The sequence below is a fragment of the Paenibacillus residui genome (assembly GCF_042677205.1).
Lineage (GTDB): Bacteria > Bacillota > Bacilli > Paenibacillales > NBRC-103111 > Paenibacillus_L > Paenibacillus_L residui.
The window spans coordinates 1-19,400 of the sequence record NZ_JBHTIU010000091.1 but is presented as its reverse complement, the minus strand read 5'-3'; the positions used below and the strand labels follow the sequence as shown (position 1 = coordinate 19,400).

The 19,400-nt window shown below is 49.4% G+C and carries 17 protein-coding genes; all 17 read left to right on the top strand.

Translation table 11 applies throughout. The features are described 5' to 3' along the window. The first annotated feature begins 27 nt into the window (after positions 1 to 27). The 17 genes from atpG to murA all read left to right on the top strand — a co-directional run bounded on the left by atpG (position 28) and on the right by murA (position 19,247). The gene (atpG, locus tag ACFQ03_RS22285; RefSeq protein WP_144941533.1) at positions 28 to 891 is read left to right on the top strand and encodes an ATP synthase F1 subunit gamma; all 864 of its coding nucleotides are present in this window, start codon (positions 28 to 30) and stop codon (positions 889 to 891) included. 127 nt (positions 892 to 1,018) lie between these two features. Then, positions 1,019 to 2,425, top strand: a complete 1,407-nt coding sequence (atpD, locus tag ACFQ03_RS22280; protein ID WP_144941531.1) for a F0F1 ATP synthase subunit beta — start codon at positions 1,019 to 1,021, stop codon at positions 2,423 to 2,425. 139 nt (positions 2,426 to 2,564) lie between these two features. Then, on the top strand, positions 2,565 to 2,963 hold the full coding sequence (locus ACFQ03_RS22275; protein WP_144941529.1) for a F0F1 ATP synthase subunit epsilon: 399 nt from the start codon (positions 2,565 to 2,567) through the stop codon (positions 2,961 to 2,963). Between the two features lie 306 nt (positions 2,964 to 3,269). Next, a complete protein-coding gene (locus ACFQ03_RS22270; protein ID WP_144934350.1) occupies positions 3,270 to 3,638 on the top strand; it encodes an NADH-quinone oxidoreductase subunit A in 369 nt (122 codons plus the stop codon). Next, positions 3,623 to 4,141: a NuoB/complex I 20 kDa subunit family protein gene (locus ACFQ03_RS22265; protein ID WP_379291051.1), complete on the top strand. Its 519-nt coding sequence runs from the start codon at positions 3,623 to 3,625 to the stop codon at positions 4,139 to 4,141. Before ACFQ03_RS22270 ends, ACFQ03_RS22265 begins: the two co-directional genes overlap by 16 nt. Then, positions 4,138 to 5,043, top strand: a complete 906-nt coding sequence (locus tag ACFQ03_RS22260) for an NADH-quinone oxidoreductase subunit C (protein WP_379291049.1) — start codon at positions 4,138 to 4,140, stop codon at positions 5,041 to 5,043. The genes ACFQ03_RS22265 and ACFQ03_RS22260 overlap by 4 nt, the downstream gene beginning before the upstream one ends. A gap of 3 nt (positions 5,044 to 5,046) precedes the next feature. Then, positions 5,047 to 6,147, top strand: coding sequence for an NADH-quinone oxidoreductase subunit D (locus tag ACFQ03_RS22255; RefSeq protein WP_379291047.1), 1,101 nt, complete (start codon positions 5,047 to 5,049; stop codon positions 6,145 to 6,147). Next, positions 6,147 to 7,157, top strand: coding sequence for an NADH-quinone oxidoreductase subunit NuoH (nuoH, locus tag ACFQ03_RS22250; protein ID WP_144934344.1), 1,011 nt, complete (start codon positions 6,147 to 6,149; stop codon positions 7,155 to 7,157). Before ACFQ03_RS22255 ends, nuoH begins: the two co-directional genes overlap by 1 nt. Before the next feature lie 24 nt (positions 7,158 to 7,181). Further along, complete coding sequence (nuoI, locus tag ACFQ03_RS22245) at positions 7,182 to 7,637, top strand: NADH-quinone oxidoreductase subunit NuoI (protein WP_379291045.1); 456 nt, start codon at positions 7,182 to 7,184, stop codon at positions 7,635 to 7,637. Continuing rightward, a complete protein-coding gene (locus tag ACFQ03_RS22240) occupies positions 7,630 to 8,157 on the top strand; it encodes an NADH-quinone oxidoreductase subunit J (protein WP_144934341.1) in 528 nt (175 codons plus the stop codon). The genes nuoI and ACFQ03_RS22240 overlap by 8 nt, the downstream gene beginning before the upstream one ends. Before the next feature lie 2 nt (positions 8,158 to 8,159). After that, complete coding sequence (gene nuoK / locus ACFQ03_RS22235) at positions 8,160 to 8,471, top strand: NADH-quinone oxidoreductase subunit NuoK (RefSeq protein WP_150959293.1); 312 nt, start codon at positions 8,160 to 8,162, stop codon at positions 8,469 to 8,471. Between the two features lie 59 nt (positions 8,472 to 8,530). After that, positions 8,531 to 10,420, top strand: coding sequence for an NADH-quinone oxidoreductase subunit L (nuoL, locus tag ACFQ03_RS22230; protein ID WP_379291042.1), 1,890 nt, complete (start codon positions 8,531 to 8,533; stop codon positions 10,418 to 10,420). 16 nt (positions 10,421 to 10,436) lie between these two features. Beyond that, positions 10,437 to 12,035 (top strand): complex I subunit 4 family protein, encoded by a 1,599-nt coding sequence (locus tag ACFQ03_RS22225; RefSeq protein ID WP_379291074.1) that lies wholly within the window; start codon positions 10,437 to 10,439, stop codon positions 12,033 to 12,035. Positions 12,036 to 12,039: 4 nt separating this feature from the next. Continuing rightward, the gene (locus ACFQ03_RS22220) at positions 12,040 to 13,551 is read left to right on the top strand and encodes an NADH-quinone oxidoreductase subunit N (RefSeq protein WP_379291040.1); all 1,512 of its coding nucleotides are present in this window, start codon (positions 12,040 to 12,042) and stop codon (positions 13,549 to 13,551) included. Between the two features lie 741 nt (positions 13,552 to 14,292). Continuing rightward, a complete protein-coding gene (locus tag ACFQ03_RS22215; RefSeq protein ID WP_379291038.1) occupies positions 14,293 to 17,037 on the top strand; it encodes a S8 family serine peptidase in 2,745 nt (914 codons plus the stop codon). A gap of 267 nt (positions 17,038 to 17,304) precedes the next feature. Further along, positions 17,305 to 17,556: a DUF1146 family protein gene (locus ACFQ03_RS22210; RefSeq protein ID WP_144934334.1), complete on the top strand. Its 252-nt coding sequence runs from the start codon at positions 17,305 to 17,307 to the stop codon at positions 17,554 to 17,556. Between the two features lie 368 nt (positions 17,557 to 17,924). Beyond that, positions 17,925 to 19,247, top strand: a complete 1,323-nt coding sequence (gene murA, locus ACFQ03_RS22205; protein WP_144934331.1) for a UDP-N-acetylglucosamine 1-carboxyvinyltransferase — start codon at positions 17,925 to 17,927, stop codon at positions 19,245 to 19,247. Positions 19,248 to 19,400: the final 153 nt, after the last annotated feature.

Below are 19,400 nucleotides of genomic sequence, written 5' to 3'. Positions count from 1 at the left end.
GGGCAAGTTCAAAGGCGGTGAACATGAATGGCTAAAGGTATGCGTGATATAAAGCGTCAGATCAAAAGTAAGCAGAGCATGAAGCAGATTACCCGGGCGATGGAGATGATTGCCGCCAGCCGGTTGAAGAAGGCGCAGGATGCCGCATTGGCATCCCGGCCCTATGCCGACAAGCTGAAGGAAGTCATTTCTAACGTTGCGGCCGGGACAAGGGATGTTCAGCATCCCATGCTGCAGAAACGGGAGATTAAGAAAACCGGTTATTTGGTGATTACATCTGACCGTGGAATGGCGGGAGGATATAACTCCAACCTGTTGAGGAAGCTTACTCAGACGCTGCAGAGCAAGCATAAATCTTTTGACGAATACTCACTGTTCGTGATCGGGCGCAAGGGCCGGGATTTCCTGACGAAGCGCGGGTACCCGGTCGTAGAGGAAGTAGTTGGTCTGTCCGACTCTCCGAAGTTTTCCGATATTAAGACGATTGCCAATGCTGCTGTCCGCTATTTCGAAGAAGGCCATTGCGACGAGTTGATACTGGTTTACAACCAATTTATCAATGCCCTCTCGCAAAGACCGATAGAGAAGAGCGTGCTCCCTCTTGTAGAGGTTGAGGATAGCGGCCATGCTCGGACGGAATATGAGTATGAGCCTTCTGCAGAGAAGGTATTGGAAGTACTGCTGCCCAAATATGCGGAAACTCTTGTGTACAGTGCTGTACTGGAGGCAAAAGCCGGGGAATTCGGGGCAAGAATGACAGCTATGGGAAATGCGTCGAAAAATGCATCCAAGCTCATTTCCTCGCTGACCCTTCAGTACAACCGGGCACGTCAGGCTGCTATTACCCAGGAAATATCGGAAATTGTTGCCGGTGCGAATGCCCAGGTATAACCCCGGCAGCCTAACAAGATTCGGCTTATTCCTACAAAATTTGCAGCACTATATAGATTTCAAAGTTCAGCTTAAGCTTACGAAGATAGCTTCTTACCCCGGGTAAAAAGCTTTAGGAGGGAAAAGAATGAACAAAGGACGCGTTTTGCAGGTTATGGGTCCGGTCGTCGACATTGAGTTCGAGCGCGGACAACTGCCTGAGATTTTAAATGCGGTCAAGATTCATAAGCCATCCACTTCCGCCAACGATCCGGAAATCAATTTGACGGTGGAAGTGGCGGTTCATCTGGGAGATAACGTAGCTCGCTGTATCGCTATGTCCTCCACGGACGGATTGGTTCGCGGAATCGAAGCACTGGATACAGGGGCACCGATTTCCGTGCCGGTAGGTAATGCCACGCTGGGCCGCGTGTTTAACGTATTGGGCGATGAAATTGACAATGCCGGAAAAGTGGACAGATCTCTGACCAGCCCGATTCATAAATCGGCTCCTGTATTTGAAGAACTGACCACCCAAGCGGAAATTCTGGAAACCGGAATTAAAGTAGTAGACCTGCTGGCCCCATATGCGAAGGGCGGTAAGATCGGTCTGTTCGGCGGTGCCGGAGTTGGTAAAACCGTTATTATTCAGGAATTAATTAATAACATTGCCCAGGAGCACGGCGGGATTTCCGTATTTGCGGGCGTTGGAGAGAGAACGCGGGAAGGAAACGACCTGTACCACGAGATGAAGGATGCAGGCGTTATCGAGAAAACCGCGATGGTATTCGGACAGATGAACGAACCCCCGGGTGCCCGTCTTCGCGTAGCTTTGACCGGTCTGACAATGGCAGAGCATTTCCGTGACGAGGAAGGTAAAGACGTTCTTCTGTTCGTAGACAACATCTTCCGTTTCACCCAAGCGGGATCTGAGGTTTCGGCCCTGCTTGGACGGATGCCTTCTGCGGTTGGTTACCAGCCTACTCTGGCAACAGAGATGGGTCAGCTGCAAGAGCGGATTACGTCAACCAAGAAAGGATCGGTTACTTCGATCCAGGCGATTTACGTTCCGGCGGACGACTATACGGACCCGGCTCCGGCAACGACATTCGCTCACTTGGATGCAACGACCAACCTGGAGCGTAGAATCTCCGAGATGGGAATTTACCCTGCGGTAGACCCGCTCGCTTCCAGCTCCCGGATTTTGACACCGGAAGTAGTTGGCGAAGAGCACTATAATGTAGCTCAAGGCGTTAAAAGAATTTTGCAGCGCTATAAGGAGCTGCAGGATATTATCGCAATTCTGGGTATGGACGAATTGTCTGATGAAGATAAGCTGACCGTTCAACGTGCACGTAAGATCCAGAACTTCCTGTCCCAGAACTTCCACGTTGCTGAGCAGTTCACGGGTAATCCCGGTAAGTACGTTCCGGTTAAAGATACGGTTCGCAGCTTTAAAGAAATTCTGGAAGGAAAGCATGACGATTTGCCGGAGGCAGCATTCCTGTACGTTGGTACGATCGAAGAAGCTGTCGAAAAAGCTAAAAGTATGTAACGGATAGCCTGTGAAATGGTTTTTAAAGGCCTGTATCGTCGGCAGAAATCGACACGGGCTTACGAAGTGGTGTTTTCTGGCTGAGCTTCATCCTCGTCTGGATGAAGCTTGAACCGGGAAACTCTCAGGAGGGATCGGCATGAGTACCTTTTTCTTAGAAGTCGTTACACCCGAGAAAGTTCTCTACGGGTCTGACGCCAATATGATCGTTGTTAAGGGAGTAGAAGGGGAACTTGGAATTTTGCCGAACCACATTCCGATGGTCTCTCCTTTAAAAATCGCTCCGGTCAGAATCAAAAAAGGGAATACGGAAGAGGTTCTGGCCGTCCATGGAGGATTTATGGAGGTTCGTAAGGATAAGGTAGTCATTCTTGCGGAGAGTGCCGAATATCCTGGCGATATCGATTTGGAAAGAGCGAGAGCGGCCAAGGAACGTGCGGAGAAGTATTTGGCGAAGAGAGATGAGTTTGACTATCGCCGGGCCGAGTTGGCGCTTCAGCGTGCGCTGACCCGTTTGGAAGTTGCCGGTAGAAAGTAACCCCGAGAATGAAGTGCGAGGGACAATCCTTCGCGCTTTTTTTTGTGCATGGCTACATTTTCCTGATTTTGGACATTTGGCGGTTAATAATGGGCAATAGATGTCGGCTTCGGGCTTTTTCAAAATATAAGAAAGTATAAGTTTTCATCTATACCTGTTCTTAGTATTTCATCGGTAAACGCGCCCGTCCTAAGGACGGCTTATAGCAGTTTATCCTTGATGTGTTATTTCATTAGACACTATTTTCCCCATTTGTTATAATTGTGGGGATTATTCATTTCAAGAGACTGGAGGGAAACGGCGAGAATGCAGTATATTAACAATTACGTAATTGTCGCCATTTTCGTTTCGTTAGGCGTACTGCTCCCAGTAATCGCTCTGACGATCGGCAAGCTTTTGAGACCTAATAAACCGCACGAAGAAAAATTGACCACCTATGAAAGCGGTAACGTACCAGTGGGAGAAGGTCAAGTTCAATTTAATATCCGCTATTATTTGTTTGCTTTGATGTTCGTAATTTTTGATGTGGAAGCCGTCTTTCTTTACCCGTGGGCCGTAGCTTATCATAAGCTAGGGCTGTTTGCGCTTGTAGAGATGCTAATCTTTATTTCCTTGCTGGTTGTGGGGCTAATCTATGCTTGGAAGAAGAAGGTGCTGAAATGGAATTCCCGTTAGAGTCTATTCGTCCGGAGGAAAGACAGGAGCTGGAGAGAACTGTTTTTTACTCGACTATAGAGCAGGTCAAGGGTTGGGTTAGGAGCAATTCCTTATGGCCGCTCACTTTCGGTTTGGCTTGCTGTGCCATTGAGATGATGGGAGCCGGTGGCCCCCACTATGACTTTGACCGCTTCGGCGTCATGTTCCGTACCTCGCCCAGACAGGCGGATGTCATGATCGTGTCCGGGACGGTGACTAAGAAGATGGCCCCTCTCATTCGCAGGCTGTATGAGCAGATGCCGGAACCGAAATGGGTTATTGCCATGGGCTCGTGTGCAACAGCCGGAGGGCCTTATGTCCGGTCGTATTCGGTCGTCAAAGGAGTAGACCAGATTGTACCTGTCGATGTTTATATTCCAGGCTGTCCGCCTAATCCCGCAGCGTTGATTTATGGGGTAATGAAGCTGCAGGAGAAAATTCGTTACGAAGCGAAAACCGGGAAGCAGGTGACGAATCTGTGAGTGAGGATAAGAAGGAGCAGGGGAAGAGAGAAGATATTCCATCTGAGGAGCCGAGACAACAGGACCATTCGAAGAACAGCGGCGAAGTCTCATCTGGTGATTCTGAAGCGGTCAAGGCGAAAGCTGAAACAAGCCCTCCTCCCGAATCGGAACAGGATAAAATTATGAAACCGCTTGCGGGGGAGAATGCGGCCAGCCCACCTCCCAGAGCCGCGCGGAGTACCCGGAATCAAGCGGAGAGCCCGAAACCAGAGGCTTCCGAGCAGAAGACTGCTTCAGAGCCTTCCGATTCCGCGCCTAAGGAAGGAAAGGTACAGGCTGCAGAGGACCGCGAAGCCAAGCTGAAGAGAGCCGCGGAGGCGCGTGCCGCCAGAGCGGAAGCCAAGGCTAAGAAAGAAGAGGCGGAAGTTCCCAAGGAGCCCTCTCCGATGCAGCCTTTATTGGATAAGTCGGTACAATGGATAAGGGATAAAGTCTCTCACGAGGCCGTTGAGGATGCGTTTATTAACGAATTAGACGGTCATCGGCCATACATTTTCATCAAGAGCGATTATTGGGCGGAAACAGCGAAATTCGTTCGGGATCATGAGCATTTTCAATTGAATTATTTACGGAATGTTGCCGGGATCGATCAGGAAACGCATATGGAAGTTGCGTACCATTTAATTTCTTTGAACACGAAGCAGGAGTTTTTGTTTAAGGTTAAGACCGACCGGGAGCAGCCTGCCGTTCCTTCTGTTACTTCCGTATGGCAGGGGGCAAATTGGCAGGAAAGGGAAATTTACGATTTGCTGGGGATTGATTTTCCGGGGCATCCGGATTTAAGGAGAATTATGATGCCGGACGATTGGGTCGGTCACCCGCTGCGCAAAGATTATGAACCGATTGATCCGGAGGTGTAACGATTGATACGGACAGAAGAGCTGCTGCTAAACGTAGGACCACAGCATCCCAGCACGCATGGAGTGTTCCGCATCATTGTCAAACTGGATGGAGAGGTCATTAAGGAAGCCATCCCGGTTATGGGTTATCTTCACAGAGGGACAGAGAAGCTGGCCGAGAATTTATCCTATACTCAAATCATACCTTATACGGACAGGATGGATTACGTCTCGGCCATGACCAATAACTATGTGCTTGTTCATACGGTGGAGAAGCTTCTGCAATTGGAGGTTCCCGAGAGAGCCGAATTTCTACGGCTTATTGTCATGGAGCTGCAGCGGGTTGCCAGTCATCTGGTCTGGTGGGGGACTTACCTGCTCGACATTGGGGCGATGAGCCCGTTCCTGTTCGCCTTTCGCGATCGGGAAATGATTATTAATTTATTCAATGAGCTGTGCGGGGCCCGATTAACTTATAGTTATATGAGGGTAGGGGGCGTCAAATGGGATGCTCCCGAAGGCTGGATTGATAAAGTACGAGATTTCGTGCCGTATATGAAGAAAAAAGTCGAAGAATACGATCAGTTGGTGAGCGGCAACGAAATCTTTCTGGCCCGAATAAAGGGAATCGGTCAATACGATGCGGAAACTGCCATCAGCTATGGGTTAAGCGGAGCCAATCTCAGATGCACGGGTGTGAACTGGGATTTGCGTAAAGCTCAACCTTATTGCCTCTATGACCGATTTGAATTCGACGTTCCGGTAGGCAAGAACGGGGATTGCTATGACCGCTATTGCATTCGGCTGGAGGAGATCAGGCAATCGCTTAGCATCCTGGAACAAGCTTTGGAGCAGTTCCCCGAAGATGGGCCAATTATGGGTAAGGTACCGAGAGTCATCCGCGCTCCGGAAGGGGAAGTTTATGCGGGAATTGAATCGCCACGCGGGGAGATTGGATGTTATATTATATCCAGAGGGCGTGATAAGCCTTATCGATTGAAGTTCAGAAGGCCTTCATTTATCAATCTGCAAATTCTTCCTAAACTGCTGGTAGGGGAAACGATGACCAATCTGATTACGATTCTCGGCGGGATAGACATCGTTGTTGGGGAGGTGGACAGCTAATGGCCAACTGGTTTCTGGACGCGTTAACGTGGAAGAGCTTCACTATTTATTTTCTGTTATCCGTGGTACTGCTTCTCGTCATCCTGGGTTATGTGACCTATGCCATCTATTTCGAGCGGAAGGTGATCGGCTGGATGCAGAGCAGACACGGTCCGAACCGGGTGGGCCCACTAGGGCTGCTGCAGACGGTGGCCGATGTCGCCAAGCTGTTGATGAAAGAGGATACGATTCCGAAGAAGGCGGAAAGACAGCTATTCATTCTCGCGCCGATCATCGCATTCGTTCCTTCCTTTGCCGTATTAGCCACCATTCCTTATACACAAAACATATATTTCGCCGACTTGAATGTCGGTGTGCTCTACTACGTCGCCCTGTCAGGGATATCGACCATCGGAATTATTCTGGGAGGCTGGGCCTCGAACAATAAATATGCGCTTCTCGGCGGCATGCGCTCTGCGGCACAGATGATCAGCTACGAAATTCCGCTCGTGATTTCGGTGGTTGGGGTCATTATGCTGTCCGGCAGCATGCAATTAACCACCATTGTAGAAGGTCAAAGCGGAGGTTTCTGGCACTGGAACTTCCTGCCCCAAATCATCGGCTTTGGTGTATTTGTCGTGGCTGCGGTTTCGGAACTGAACCGGACCCCCTTTGACCTGCCCGAAGCTGAATCGGAGCTGGTTGCGGGTTATCATGTAGAGTACAGCGGCTTTCGCTTTGCCTTCTTTATGCTGGCGGAATATGTCTACGTCTTTGCCATTGCTTCGCTGACTACCGTTCTGTTTCTGGGCGGCTGGCATGCGCCGTTCCCTTTTCTTGATTTCGTGCCGGGCATCATCTGGTTTTTGCTGAAATTCTCGTTTATTGTCTTTTTCCTGTTCTGGCTCCGGGCTACTTTCCCACGGGTGCGAGTGGACCAGTTGATGGGGTTGGGCTGGAAGGTGCTGCTTCCGCTGGCCCTGCTTAATATTATTATAACCGCCGTCTTCTACGAAATTTTTGGCCGGTAGAGCGAGCCGAAGGGAGGAGATCTCATGAAAGGCTTATTGAAAGGACTAGGCGTGACCTTCAAAAATATGACCCGGAAGAAAGTGACTTACGCTTATCCGGATGTTCCGCTGAAAATGCCCGATCGTTTCCGGGGAATTCAGTATCTGGATCCTGAAAAATGTATTGTATGCAATCAGTGTGCCAGAGTCTGTCCGACGGAGTGCATCACCTTGGTAGGCAAGCCGAACCCCGATCCGGAGTCGAAAATAGCCCGGGTACTGGAAACGTTCGACATCAATTTCGAAATATGCATTCTTTGCGATTTTTGCACAGAAGTATGTCCGACGGAAGCGATAGTGATGACGAATAATTTCGAACTAGCGACTTACAGCAGGGATGATTTGTTCAAGAACATGCAATGGCTGTACGAGAACGATCAGAACATTCGACAGGAAAACCATTCGTCGTCTCCTAAAGGGGGGGCGAAGAAGGATGCTTAGCAATATTGTCGAATTTTTCTCGAACGGAAGCAATCTGGTGTTTTTTGTCTTTGCCTTGTTGATTATCGGGGGAGCGATCTTCATGATCAGCTTCACCAAAGTGGTTCATATGGTCGTGGCGCTGGCCTTTTCTTTTCTAAGCCTGGCAGGCTTGTACGTGCTGCTTGAAGCGGAATTTGTAGCTTTTGTCCAGGTGTTGATCTACGCAGGGGCAGTATCGATCCTGATGATCTTCGGAATTATGATGACCAAGCATCGGGATGAAGACAAGGCACCCCCTCCCCGACAGACGCATAACATTCTGCTCGGAATCGGTATCCTGGGTTTGTTCGGAATTTTGTTCTATGCCATCCAGACAGCGGATTTTCCCGTGGAGAACGTGTCGTTGGCACAGGATAACACACTGGAGATCGGAACGCGTATTTTTACCGATCATGTCATCCCGTTTGAATTAATGTCGGTGCTGCTGACCGTAGCCTTCATAGGAGCGATTGTCGTGGCCAAAAGAGAGGAGGATTGACGATGAGCGGCCTTATTTCTCCTTATTTAACCTTGGGAGCCATTCTTTTTTGTATCGGTCTCTATGGAGCACTTTCCAAAAGGAACGCCATCATTATCTTGCTTTCGATTGAATTGATGCTGAACGGGGTCAATCTTAATCTGGTAGCCTTCTCGAAGCTGGGGATCAACCCTTCCTTGACCGGTCAGGTGTTCTCTTTATTTGCCATAACCGTTGCGGCGGCGGAAGCGGCTATCGGGGTAGCTATTCTGATTATGCTCTACCGAAATCGGGGAACATCGAATGTCGATGAAATGAACTCGATGAAGCATTAGCCTAATCTTTAGAAAAAAGCCTCTTTTGTCTAACAACCATAAGGAGGAACAATAAATCCATGGAATTGGACATTTCACAATATGCGTGGTTAATCCCGCTAATTCCGTTATTGGCTTTCCTGGTCCTGATCGGCGTAGGCCGGCAGGCTAAAGATACGGGCGCCTACATCAGCATTCTAGCCTCGGCCGTTTCATTCATCCTGGCTGTGCTCGTCTTGATCGAAAGGCTGGGAGGCCCGACCGAAAATTATTTATGGACCGGAATTCAATGGCTTAAAATCGGCGATCTGTCCGTAAAATTCGGATTCGAGATTTCCAATCTGAATGCTCTCATGCTCGTAATTGTATCTACAGTCAGTCTGCTCGTTAACATATATTCCAAAGGTTATATGCAGGAGGACGAAAGAAAGTCGGCCTTTTTCAGTTATTTATCGTTATTCACATTCTCGATGCTTGGCTTGGTCATGTCGCCTAATCTTCTACAGCTGTACATATTCTGGGAATTGGTAGGGGTATGTTCGTTCTTGCTTATCGGCTTCTGGTATTATAAACCGGAAGCGAAGGCCGCGGCCAAGAAGGCTTTTATTGTGACGCGAATCGGGGATGTGGGCCTTCTTCTGGCCATTTTGCTTCTTTTCTGGTATATGCCTGGTCATGCTCTGGACTTCTCATCCATACATAAGGTATTCGCTCTCCAACCGGATATAGCTCCCGGCATCGTTACATGGATTGCCATATTAATCTTTGTCGGCGCCGTCGGGAAATCAGGGCAATTCCCGCTTCACGTCTGGCTGCCGGATGCAATGGAAGGCCCGACTCCGATCAGTGCGCTTATTCACGCTGCAACGATGGTCGCTGCCGGTGTTTACCTGGTCGCCCGCACCTTCGATATTTTCCGGGCGTCGCCGGATGCCTTGACAGTGGTTGCGATCGTAGGAGCCTTCACGGCCATCTTTGCAGCCACTATAGGAACGGCACAGAACGATATCAAGCGGGTACTCGCTTATTCTACCGTCAGCCAATTGGGGTATATGATGATGGCGCTGGGGATAGGTACATGGGTATCTTACACGGCGGGAATTTTCCATTTGTTTACCCATGCATTCTTCAAGGCTCTGTTGTTCTTGGCTGCGGGCAGTGTCATTCATGCCGTGCACACGCAGAACATTAACGAAATGGGCGGATTGGCGGGCAGAATGAAGATTACAACCTGGACCTTCGCCATCGGGGCACTGGCGCTTGCAGGTGTGATTCCACTATCCGGGTTCTGGTCCAAGGACGCTATCCTGTCCGAGGCTTATCATCATAATCAGATGTTATTCTGGGTCGGGTTAATTGCGGCTTTCTTCACGGCCTTGTATATGTCCAGATTGTTCTTTCTCGTCTTTACCGGTCGGCCCAAGACCGAGCATGAAGTGAAGGAGTCGCCGGCATCCATGACCTTCCCGATGATAGTTCTTGCTGTGCTTGCGGTCATCGCCGGGTTTGTGTTTATTCCAGGGCTTAATCCCTGGTTTGGAAATTGGCTTGCACCGGAGGCGGTCGAGGAGTCGCTGAATTGGATCGTAGTGATTCTTTCCAATTTGGCAGCTATTCTTGGAATCGGTTTGGGGTGGGCGATTTATGGCAAAGGCAGCTTGTCCAGAGAAATGGTTTCGGAGAGAGCACCTTGGCTGTATCAGTTGGTCAACCGAAAATATTATATCGATGAGCTGTACAGCCGGATCCTTGTTCGTCCGCTGAAGGTTTTGGGGAAGCTTCTCTACGGGATAGACCGGTCCGTAGTCGATGGTCTGGTACGGCTGGTAGCGGGGTCTGTCGTTTCGCTCGGACGTCTCGGAACGAAGCTGCAGAACGGGCAGGTCCAGACTTACGGGCTCGTTACACTCCTTGGCTTTGTTGCTTTAGCATTGGTTTTGGCCGGAAGGAGGTTTATCGACCTTGGCTAATTTACCTATCCTGAGTATGATTGTCTTTGCTCCGCTGCTGGGCATCCTGGTTCTGTTATTTATCCCTAACCAGCAAGGCCGCTGGATCAAATGGATTGGAATCGCCGCAACGCTGATACCATTAGTATTGGCGGGCTGGCTGTATGTTGATTTTAATCAGTCTGACGGAGGGGATCAGTACGCCGAGAGCTATAGCTGGATCAACATTCCGCTAAATTCAGAGCTGCTTTTTAACGAGCAGGGCACTTTCCACCTGAAATTCGATTACAGCCTCGCGGTAGACGGATTGTCGCTTCCGCTGGTGTTCTTGACAGCGCTCGTTGCTGCCATGGCGGCTCTGGCCTCGTTCTCAATTAAGAAACGGTGGAAAACTTACTTCATCATGTTCCTGCTGCTGGAGATCGGGATGTTGGGTGTATTTATGGCCCGGGACTTGTTCCTGTTCTTCGTCTTCTTCGAGGTCACGCTGGTTCCGATGTTCTTCCTGGTAGGCATATGGGGATACATGAATCGGGAGAAGGCCGCCAACCGTTTCCTGCTTTATAACGGAGTAGGATCCGCCATCATGCTTATTGCTTTCCTGATTGTGGTGACGACCGCCGGATTTGCTCAAATAGAAGGACCCGATGGAACGTCGGTTTATTTCACCGGAAGCTTGTACGAGATTTCAAACCATTTGTTTAATGAACCGCAGTCCTTCGTCAATACAGATCATCCACAGAGCCCATTCTTTATGACGGAAGGGTTAAAATGGGCGCTCTTCCTGATGCTGCTCATAGCCTTCGGCATCAAGCTGCCGATGTTTCCTTTCCATACCTGGATGCTTAAGGTCCATACCGAAGCTCCACCGTCTGTTGTTATGATTCACTCCGGTATTCTGCTTAAGATGGGAGCGTATGGATTAATTCGCTTCGGGATCCTGCTATTTCCGGAGCAGGCCAAGGAATGGGCATTCGTACTTGCCTTGTTGGGGTTAATTAACATTTTGTACGGGGCCGTACTGGCTTTTGTACAGAAGGATTTCAAGCTTGTGTTGGCCTATTCCAGTATCAGCCATATGGGCATAGTCCTGCTCGGTTTAGCCGCCTTTAACGAAATCGGCATGCAGGGGGCGGTTTTCCAGATGGTGTCGCATGGGTTGATATCTGCACTGATGTTCCTGCTTGTAGGAAGTATTTATGAGAGAACGCAGACATCAATGCTGGAGCAACTCGGAGGGATGGCGGCATCTGTGCCGTTTATGAGCGGCATCTTGCTCATATCGGGTATGGCTTCCCTGGGCTTGCCCGGCTTGTCAGGCTTTATCAGTGAATATCTTTCCTTCCTCGGCTTATTCGGCTCCATGAAGATCATCACGGCCATCAGCTTGCTGGGGGTTATTCTAACAGCTGTATATGTCCTCCGTGCGGTTATGAAGATTACTTTCGGTCCAATGCCGGAGCAGTATAAGAGCCTTCGCGACGCACGTTTGATTGAAGCGGTGCCTATGGTCACCCTAGTCGCTTTCATTCTGCTGCTTGGGATTTATCCGGGCATTCTCAGCCAGCCATTGGACACAACCATAAGCGGCTTGAACCAGTTTATACAACAAGTAACTGTAGGATTGGGAGGGTAGACCAATGGAACAAGGTATCCAATTAAGCGATTTAGCTCACTTGGCGCCGGAGCTGACATTGGTCATCTCTGCTGTCATTATTTCATTAATCGATCTGCTGATGCCGCGTCATCGGAGCCGAACCGTCATTGGCTGGCTCACGATTGCCGGGTTACTGGCCGCTGCTGCCTTCATAGGTATGCGCCTTAATCTGGAGGAGCCGATTGAGCTGCTCCATCACAGCTATCGGGTCGACCATTTCGGCGATCTGGTGAAGCTGGTGCTGCTGGGATCTACCGCCTTGATCGTGCTGATGAGCATCGGGGGGATCAAGCAGAAGGAAATTCCGCATGTCGGGGAATATTATTATTTCTATCTTCCTGCGGTACTGGGCGGCATGATTATGGTTTCTTCCGGCGATCTGATTACATTATTTGTCGGATTGGAGCTCCTAAGCATTACTTCTTATATTATGGTAGCCATGAAAAAGAAGGACAGCCGATCCAACGAAGGGGCCTTTAAATACGTGGTGCTTGGCGGAGTGTCCTCGGCCATGATTTTATACGGGATGTCATTCTTGTATGGAATGTCGGGGTCCACCAATTTGGCGGAGATCAATGCGCAGCTGTCTCTTTATTCCGGTTCTTTCGGGGCTCTGATCTATGTGGCGTTTTTCCTGCTGCTGGCCGGCTTTGGTTTCAAAATAGCTGCAGCGCCTTTCCATACCTGGGCACCGGATGTTTATCAAGGGGCTCCGACACCGGTTACCGCTTTCCTGGCGGTAGTCTCCAAAGCGGCAGGGCTTGCCCTGATGTTCCGGGTGTTCTATATGGTCTTCTTCCAGGTCAACGCCGGCCCCAATCTGCCGATCGATGCGGATGTTTATATGTCCCTAAGCGTGCTGGCCGCGATCTCCATGATTGCCGGTCATTTCATGGCCCTTAAGCAAAAAAACATGAAGCGACTGTTGGCTTATTCCGGAATAGCCAATGCCGGATATCTGCTGGTTCCTATAGCGGCTAAAATCTCATTAATTCATACAAGCAATTTCTCTGAATTTATCTATTATATGGTAGCCTATGCATTGATGAATATCGGAGCGTTCGCTCTGTTATTCACGATAGAGGCAACGTCCGGAAGCTCTGAAATCAAAGGATTTGCCGGATTGTATTACCGTGCTCCATGGACAGCCGTCGCGATGGTCTTAATCATTCTGTCCCTGGCCGGGATTCCGGTTACCGCCGGTTTCTTCGGAAAATTATTCATCCTCCTGGGCGCATTGGAGATGAAGCTCTATTGGCTGGCGATCATTATGATTTTGACCAGTGTAGTTTCTTACTATTACTATTTTGGCGTTATCCGGCAAATGTTCATGCGCAGCGGCGAGGAGCCGGAAAAGCTCAAGACGACCATTCCTCAGCAGATCACTCTATGGGTGTGTGCCGGACTTGGAATTGTGCTCGGCTTTTTCCCCGGTTTATTGCTAAATTACGTAGAGTCGGTTTTCAGGCTGGGCAAGGATCTGTTTATTTACTAGCGAGCTCTTCAACGATGCGGGCGCATTGAAATCTCTAAATAATAAACCTTCTCCGAACCTACTGGGTTGCGGGAAGGTTTATTTTGCGATTAATCCGGAATCGAGTCAATATTTAGATTTGAGCCACGACAGAATATATTCGATAGCCAGGTCATAGTTGCCGACCTGACAATGCTGCTCTCCGCCTTCGGCTTCGGTGAAGAGTCTGCTGGTCACATCGGCGTAAGGCAAATGCTCTTTTAAATAGTCAAACTGCCGATCGGAATAACTAACTGAATTCCGTAATGACGGTGCATCAGCTTGTTTTGCTCGCTGCCGAACATCACGATAAAGGGGTCGGCAAGACCAATAAAATTCATGTCGGCTTCACCACCGTAGTCCAATAATGATTGTACTTGCAGCAAATATGAGGTGTGTTATCAAGGAATAGGCATTTCCATCTTGTGGAATGCTCCTTGATTATCTAGCATGATACTTGTTCCGGACATCGAATGGCAAGTAGAGTTTGTAGGTCTTTGTATGGGAAATGGCAGATTCAGAGACCTTACTGATCACCTCATCTGCACAGCCTCGATAGCCGTTGCTTTCATTAATTCTGTCCCATAATCCAGCCTGCAGTTAATTATTCAAAGATATAGGTCTTTAGACCCTTTTGTGAAAGAGCGGAAGGGGGTAGTGTGAAGAGTATCGAATGTATTTTTTAAGAAGAAATTAGGACTACCTTTAAAGAGGATTATACATATGCGACTAACTAAAGCTCTGCTCTCCTTTGGTTTGGTTTGTATTCTGCTTCTGTCCTTCCCGTTATTCGCGGCGGAGGAACCCACCCCCTTGCTCCCGTCAAATACTACGGATTCCGAATTATCCTGGATTATTCAGTGGAAGAATGATGTGGACCCGGTTGTTTATGAGAACAGTTCGATCATTTCTCAGTATCCCGACATGAATGTAATGGTCGTTCGTCCCAAAACAACGGCGAATGAAGCTGCTTGGCTGGATTACTGGCGCGCTTCGGGACAAGTCGAATACATTCAGCCCAATCATCAATACCGAATAGCCGAAATGCCGAACGATTCAATGCTAAGCAATCAACAATATTTGAAGTTGATTCATGCGGAAGAGGCCTGGGATCAAGCGGTCGGCAGCGAGGATTTGGTTGTAGCCGTGGTCGATACCGGCATAGATATGAATCATCCGGATTTAAAGGATCACTTGATTGACGGGGTGAATCTCATTCAACCAGGGACTCCCCCTTATGATGACAACGGTCATGGAACAAGCGTTGCCGGTGTGCTGGCTGCGGTCTCGGATAATGAGATCGGGGTTTCCGGACTTCTGTGGAAGGCCCAAATTATGCCGATCAAAGCCTTGGAAGCGGACGGTAGCGGCGACGAGGATAAGTTAGGAGAAGGCATTCGGTACGCAGTCGATAACGGGGCGCGTATCGTGGTCCTTTCTCTTGGTTTGAATAAGCCTTCACCATATATGAAATCCATAGTTCAATATGCGGAAGATCATGGGGTTCTTCTGGTGGCGGCTGCCGGGAATGAAGGGAATGCAGTCAAGTATCCGGCGGCCTATCCAACGGTTATCGCTGTGGGCGGGGCCACCAATGATTTACAGCCCCATAGAAGATCGAATTACGGCCCTGAACTGGATATAGTTGCTCCTTGGAACGTCTTTACGACTCTTCCGAGGGGAAATTATGGATATAAAGAAGGCACTTCCTTGGCTGCTCCGCAGGTAGCAGCGGTTGCCGGGTTGATATGGAGCAAGTATCCGGACCTGAAGCCTTATCAGGTGCGCAATCTGATCCGCCAATCGGCCCAGGAGATTACACAAACGGGGTGGGATCCGAAATCGGGTTATGGTCTGCTTCGGGCGGACCGGGCGCTAACGATTCCGTATAAGGAAGATATGTATGAGGGAAATCAAAGCCCGGACGGTGCTTATCCCATTTCCATCAGTCAACAAATCAATGCGGCTTTATCCGGAGCTTCTGATCAGGATTGGTTTTATATCGATGCGCCTTATGACGGAACCTTGTCTTTCTCGGCAGAGGCCGATCAGGCTGGGGCCGGAATGACCTTGACTTACTATACGGATCCCGGCCAGTCCGGCGTGCCTTATGAGAACATATTGTCAAGCGGAGCGGATATCCAGGTAAACAAAGGCAGAAGCTATATCAAGCTGCAGGCGGACCAGTCTGTAACTTACCGCCTGACCACCGATTTTTTAATTTATAAGGGTCCTTTCGAAGATAATGACCGGCAATATAAAGCTTATGTTCTGCCTGACCGAAGCCAGACGATAGTAGGAACCTTCCATCAGGAGAATGACCATGACTGGTTCGCGATGCATGTGCGGAGCGAAGGCACCTTGCAATTGACGGTGTCCGTCGATACGGCACGGATAGACCCTGTTCTTCTTGTTCAGAAGCAAGGGGAGAAGGAGCTTCTGATCGATAAGAACGGAGATGGCGAAACGGAAACTTCGGGACCGATGAATGTCACACCGGGAACCTATTATTTCAGAGTAAGCAATATCCCCGGTTACTCGGCCCCTGTAGTTGGCGAATATACGCTGTCTATCGAGTACTCCCCCAAATTGGAGGATCCCAACGAACCTAATAATAGACCGAACCAGGCTTCCTCCCTCAATTTAGGAAAAGAAGTAAAGGGCCACATTCAGACGAAGGATGATTCGGATTGGTTCCAGTTCAGGCTGAATGAACGCAGCTTGGTGGATGTGGGGCTGCGGGATATTCCGCAAGGGGTACGGATGGAGATGGAGTTATACGATCATTCCATTCAATTGATCAGCCAGGAGCAGGGGAGTGCGGATGCCCTTACTCTTTCGCAGGAGCTGGAAGCGGGAACTTATTATGTTCGATTAAGAGCCGATCAGGCTTTTGATAATCAGTTTTATAGACTGAAAGCCGAAAGCATTCCGTTGACCGCCGGTTTCCGCGATGTGGAGGGACATTGGGCGGAAGAGGATATTATACGGTTAACGAACCTGAAGATTGTCGAGGGAATTGAGCCATTCCGTTTCGCCCCTGATCAGCCTATGACGAGGGCTCAGGCAGCGGCTGTTATTAGCCGGGCCTTCGGCCTTACCAGCAAGAGCGGAGCGGCTGCCTTTCCCGATGTGACTCCCAGCCACTGGGCTTACGATGCGATATCCGCCGTGTCCCAGCAAGGATGGATCGACGGCTATCCCGACGCTTCATTCCAACCGGAAAGGACGATAAGCCGGATGGAAATGGTCGCTCTTCTGGCCAAAGTGCAGAATCTGATGAACGGTCTGCCCGCTGTTACAGAGGCCCCGTATGCAGATGTGGACCCAAGCTACTGGGGAGCCCCTATTCTAGTCAAGCTGATGAATGAAGGTTGGGTTTCAGGCTATCCTGACAATACATTTCGTCCCGACCATAAAGCCACCAGGGCAGAATTTGTTTCAGTCCTTGCTAAACTGTTGAAATAATACTAGTCTTGCCTTCAGCTGATGCCATTTAAGGCAATTTCGGATGGTAGGAAGCCTGAAGAAGCCATCGGTGTTCTGAAGGGTACCGGGAATCCCTTCTCCCTGTGGCCAGTTGCATTCTTACTTAATGAGACAAAATGAATTCAGCACTTCTCAGAAGTTTTATATAGAAGTTGGGCTATTTAATGGCTATACTATAGTTGCGTCAGCAATTTGTAAATTCAATGAAGCCTGTTATTTATAGCCACTAGGAAGGCGGGGAGCAGGATGGGCGAAACCGACTCCATCGGTTTTACTTTTGCAATGAGCGGAATGATCTACATATTGATTGTTTTGGTATGTATCGCCCTCTCCTGGTGGGGGCTGCAGCAATTCCGATTCGATCTGTTTGTGAAAAATCCGCGAAGCATTCAAAGCAAGCTGCTGCAAATTTTTCTATCCTTGGCATTAGGATATCAGGTGGCCCGATTCTTCATTGACTACTTTAACTGGTCGGCTATGCTGAAGGGGCTGTTTTAGAGTGATTAACCAGCGGCGGGGATGATTACCCGGGTCGGTTGCACCGCTCTATCAAGACTTCGAATAACATCGGTCTTACTTGTCAACAATGGAAATAAAACAGGTTGTTTCGACAAACTTCGAAGCCCAGCGAACATAGGAACGACGAAGGTTTGGAGCTAATATACGCAGCTACTGGTCTAAGTTAGATGGCGTCTTTAATAATATAGACGAAGAAAACAGCGTTTTGGTTCTCAAACTGTGTGTAATGTTCGATTATTCGCCGATAATTTAATCGAGGGCGGATTATGAAGATAGGCTGGTATCCAGCCCTTTTTCAACAGAATAAGGAAAAGACATAAATACAACGGAACGCGGAGGGACCAGAGATGAGCAAAATAATCGTCCGCGGTGGCAAACGATTATCGGGAAAAGTCAAAGTACACGGCGCCAAAAACGCTGTTCTGCCTATTATTGCTGCTTCCTTGCTCGGTACAAAAGGAATTAGCGTAATTAAGGATGCCCCTCTGCTGGAGGATGTCAAAACGATTTACCAGCTGATCAAAAGCTTGGGGGCACAAATCAAATATGAGAATGAGGTCATTCGGGTCGATTCCTCGCGCTTGGATTCATGCGAAGCACCTTATGAGTTGGTCCGCAAAATGCGGGCTTCCTTTCTTGTTCTCGGTCCGCTGCTGGCCCGGATGGGGAGAGCGAGAATACCGCTCCCCGGCGGCTGTGCTATCGGAACCCGGCCGATCGATCAGCATTTGAAAGGCTTCGAGGCCATGGGGGCGGATATAGAGCTTGGCCAAGGCTTTATAGAAGCTAGAGTGAAGGGGAAGCTGCGGGGCGCCAAGATCTATTTGGATGTTGCCAGTGTCGGGGCCACCGAAAATATTATGATGGCTGCCACCTTGGCTGAAGGGACCACCTACATCGAGAACGCGGCCATGGAACCGGAAATTGTAGATTTGGCGAATTATTTAAACGCCATGGGTGCCCGTATTCGCGGTGCAGGGACCGGGGTGCTCCGTATAGATGGGGTTGATTCGCTGCAGGGTGCTATACATACGGTAATTCCGGATCGGATTGAAGCGGGAACTTACATGGTTGCAGCTGCTATTACCAGAGGGACCTTGTTTATAGAAGGGGCAATCTGCGATCATCTGAAGCCCGTCATTTCCAAGCTTAGGGAGATGGGCGTGAAGGTGCTGGAAGACGAGAATGGAGTCGAGGTATGCGGGGAAGGCCCGCTGCGGGCTGTCGATATGAAGACGCTGCCGTATCCCGGGTTTCCAACCGATATGCAATCGCAAATGATGGCCCTTCTCTTGAAAGCGGAAGGAACGAGTCTTGTGACAGAGACGGTGTTCGAAAATCGTTTTATGCATGTGGATGAATTTATTCGAATGAATGCCGAAATTAAGGTCGAGGGCCGGACGGCTGTTGTTCAAGGCAATACCCGTCTGCGGGGAGCCAAGGTGAATGCCACGGATTTAAGAGCGGGGGCGGCGTTGGTGCTTGCTGCTCTGGCCGCGGATGGGGAAACGGAAATATCCGGTATCCACCACATTGACAGGGGCTACGTGAACATTGTTGAGAAGCTTCAAGCGCTGGGAGCGGACATCCAGAGAGTGGATGGAGCCGTAGAAGTCGAGGAGAAACCTAGCGAGGTCGGCTTCTTCGCGGTGCAGCCCACTTGGGCGTAATGTTTGCCTCGGTCTGAGTCCTTCCCGTATAACTTAAATATAAAACGAATGATCTGCCTTGGTCTGATGACCGAGGCTTTTTTATTGTTTAGGCTTTAGCCAGTTGAGTGCGTGAAACGCGCGAAACAAAAAACCACCCGCTATGCGGGTGGA

Excerpts from the sequence above, each read along its gene's own strand:
- atpG (WP_144941533.1), top strand. The coding sequence starts at position 28 with ATGGCTAAAGGTATGCGTGATATAAAGCGTCAGATCAAAAGTAAGCAG.
- atpD (WP_144941531.1), top strand. The coding sequence starts at position 1,019 with ATGAACAAAGGACGCGTTTTGCAGGTTATGGGTCCGGTCGTCGACATT.
- ACFQ03_RS22275 (WP_144941529.1), top strand. The coding sequence starts at position 2,565 with ATGAGTACCTTTTTCTTAGAAGTCGTTACACCCGAGAAAGTTCTCTAC.
- ACFQ03_RS22270 (WP_144934350.1), top strand. The coding sequence starts at position 3,270 with ATGCAGTATATTAACAATTACGTAATTGTCGCCATTTTCGTTTCGTTA.
- ACFQ03_RS22265 (WP_379291051.1), top strand. The coding sequence starts at position 3,623 with ATGGAATTCCCGTTAGAGTCTATTCGTCCGGAGGAAAGACAGGAGCTG.
- nuoH (WP_144934344.1), top strand. The coding sequence starts at position 6,147 with ATGGCCAACTGGTTTCTGGACGCGTTAACGTGGAAGAGCTTCACTATT.
- nuoI (WP_379291045.1), top strand. The coding sequence starts at position 7,182 with ATGAAAGGCTTATTGAAAGGACTAGGCGTGACCTTCAAAAATATGACC.
- ACFQ03_RS22240 (WP_144934341.1), top strand. The coding sequence starts at position 7,630 with ATGCTTAGCAATATTGTCGAATTTTTCTCGAACGGAAGCAATCTGGTG.
- nuoK (WP_150959293.1), top strand. The coding sequence starts at position 8,160 with ATGAGCGGCCTTATTTCTCCTTATTTAACCTTGGGAGCCATTCTTTTT.
- nuoL (WP_379291042.1), top strand. The coding sequence starts at position 8,531 with ATGGAATTGGACATTTCACAATATGCGTGGTTAATCCCGCTAATTCCG.
- ACFQ03_RS22225 (WP_379291074.1), top strand. The coding sequence starts at position 10,437 with ATGATTGTCTTTGCTCCGCTGCTGGGCATCCTGGTTCTGTTATTTATC.
- ACFQ03_RS22220 (WP_379291040.1), top strand. The coding sequence starts at position 12,040 with ATGGAACAAGGTATCCAATTAAGCGATTTAGCTCACTTGGCGCCGGAG.
- ACFQ03_RS22215 (WP_379291038.1), top strand. The coding sequence starts at position 14,293 with ATGCGACTAACTAAAGCTCTGCTCTCCTTTGGTTTGGTTTGTATTCTG.
- ACFQ03_RS22210 (WP_144934334.1), top strand. The coding sequence starts at position 17,305 with ATGGGCGAAACCGACTCCATCGGTTTTACTTTTGCAATGAGCGGAATG.
- murA (WP_144934331.1), top strand. The coding sequence starts at position 17,925 with ATGAGCAAAATAATCGTCCGCGGTGGCAAACGATTATCGGGAAAAGTC.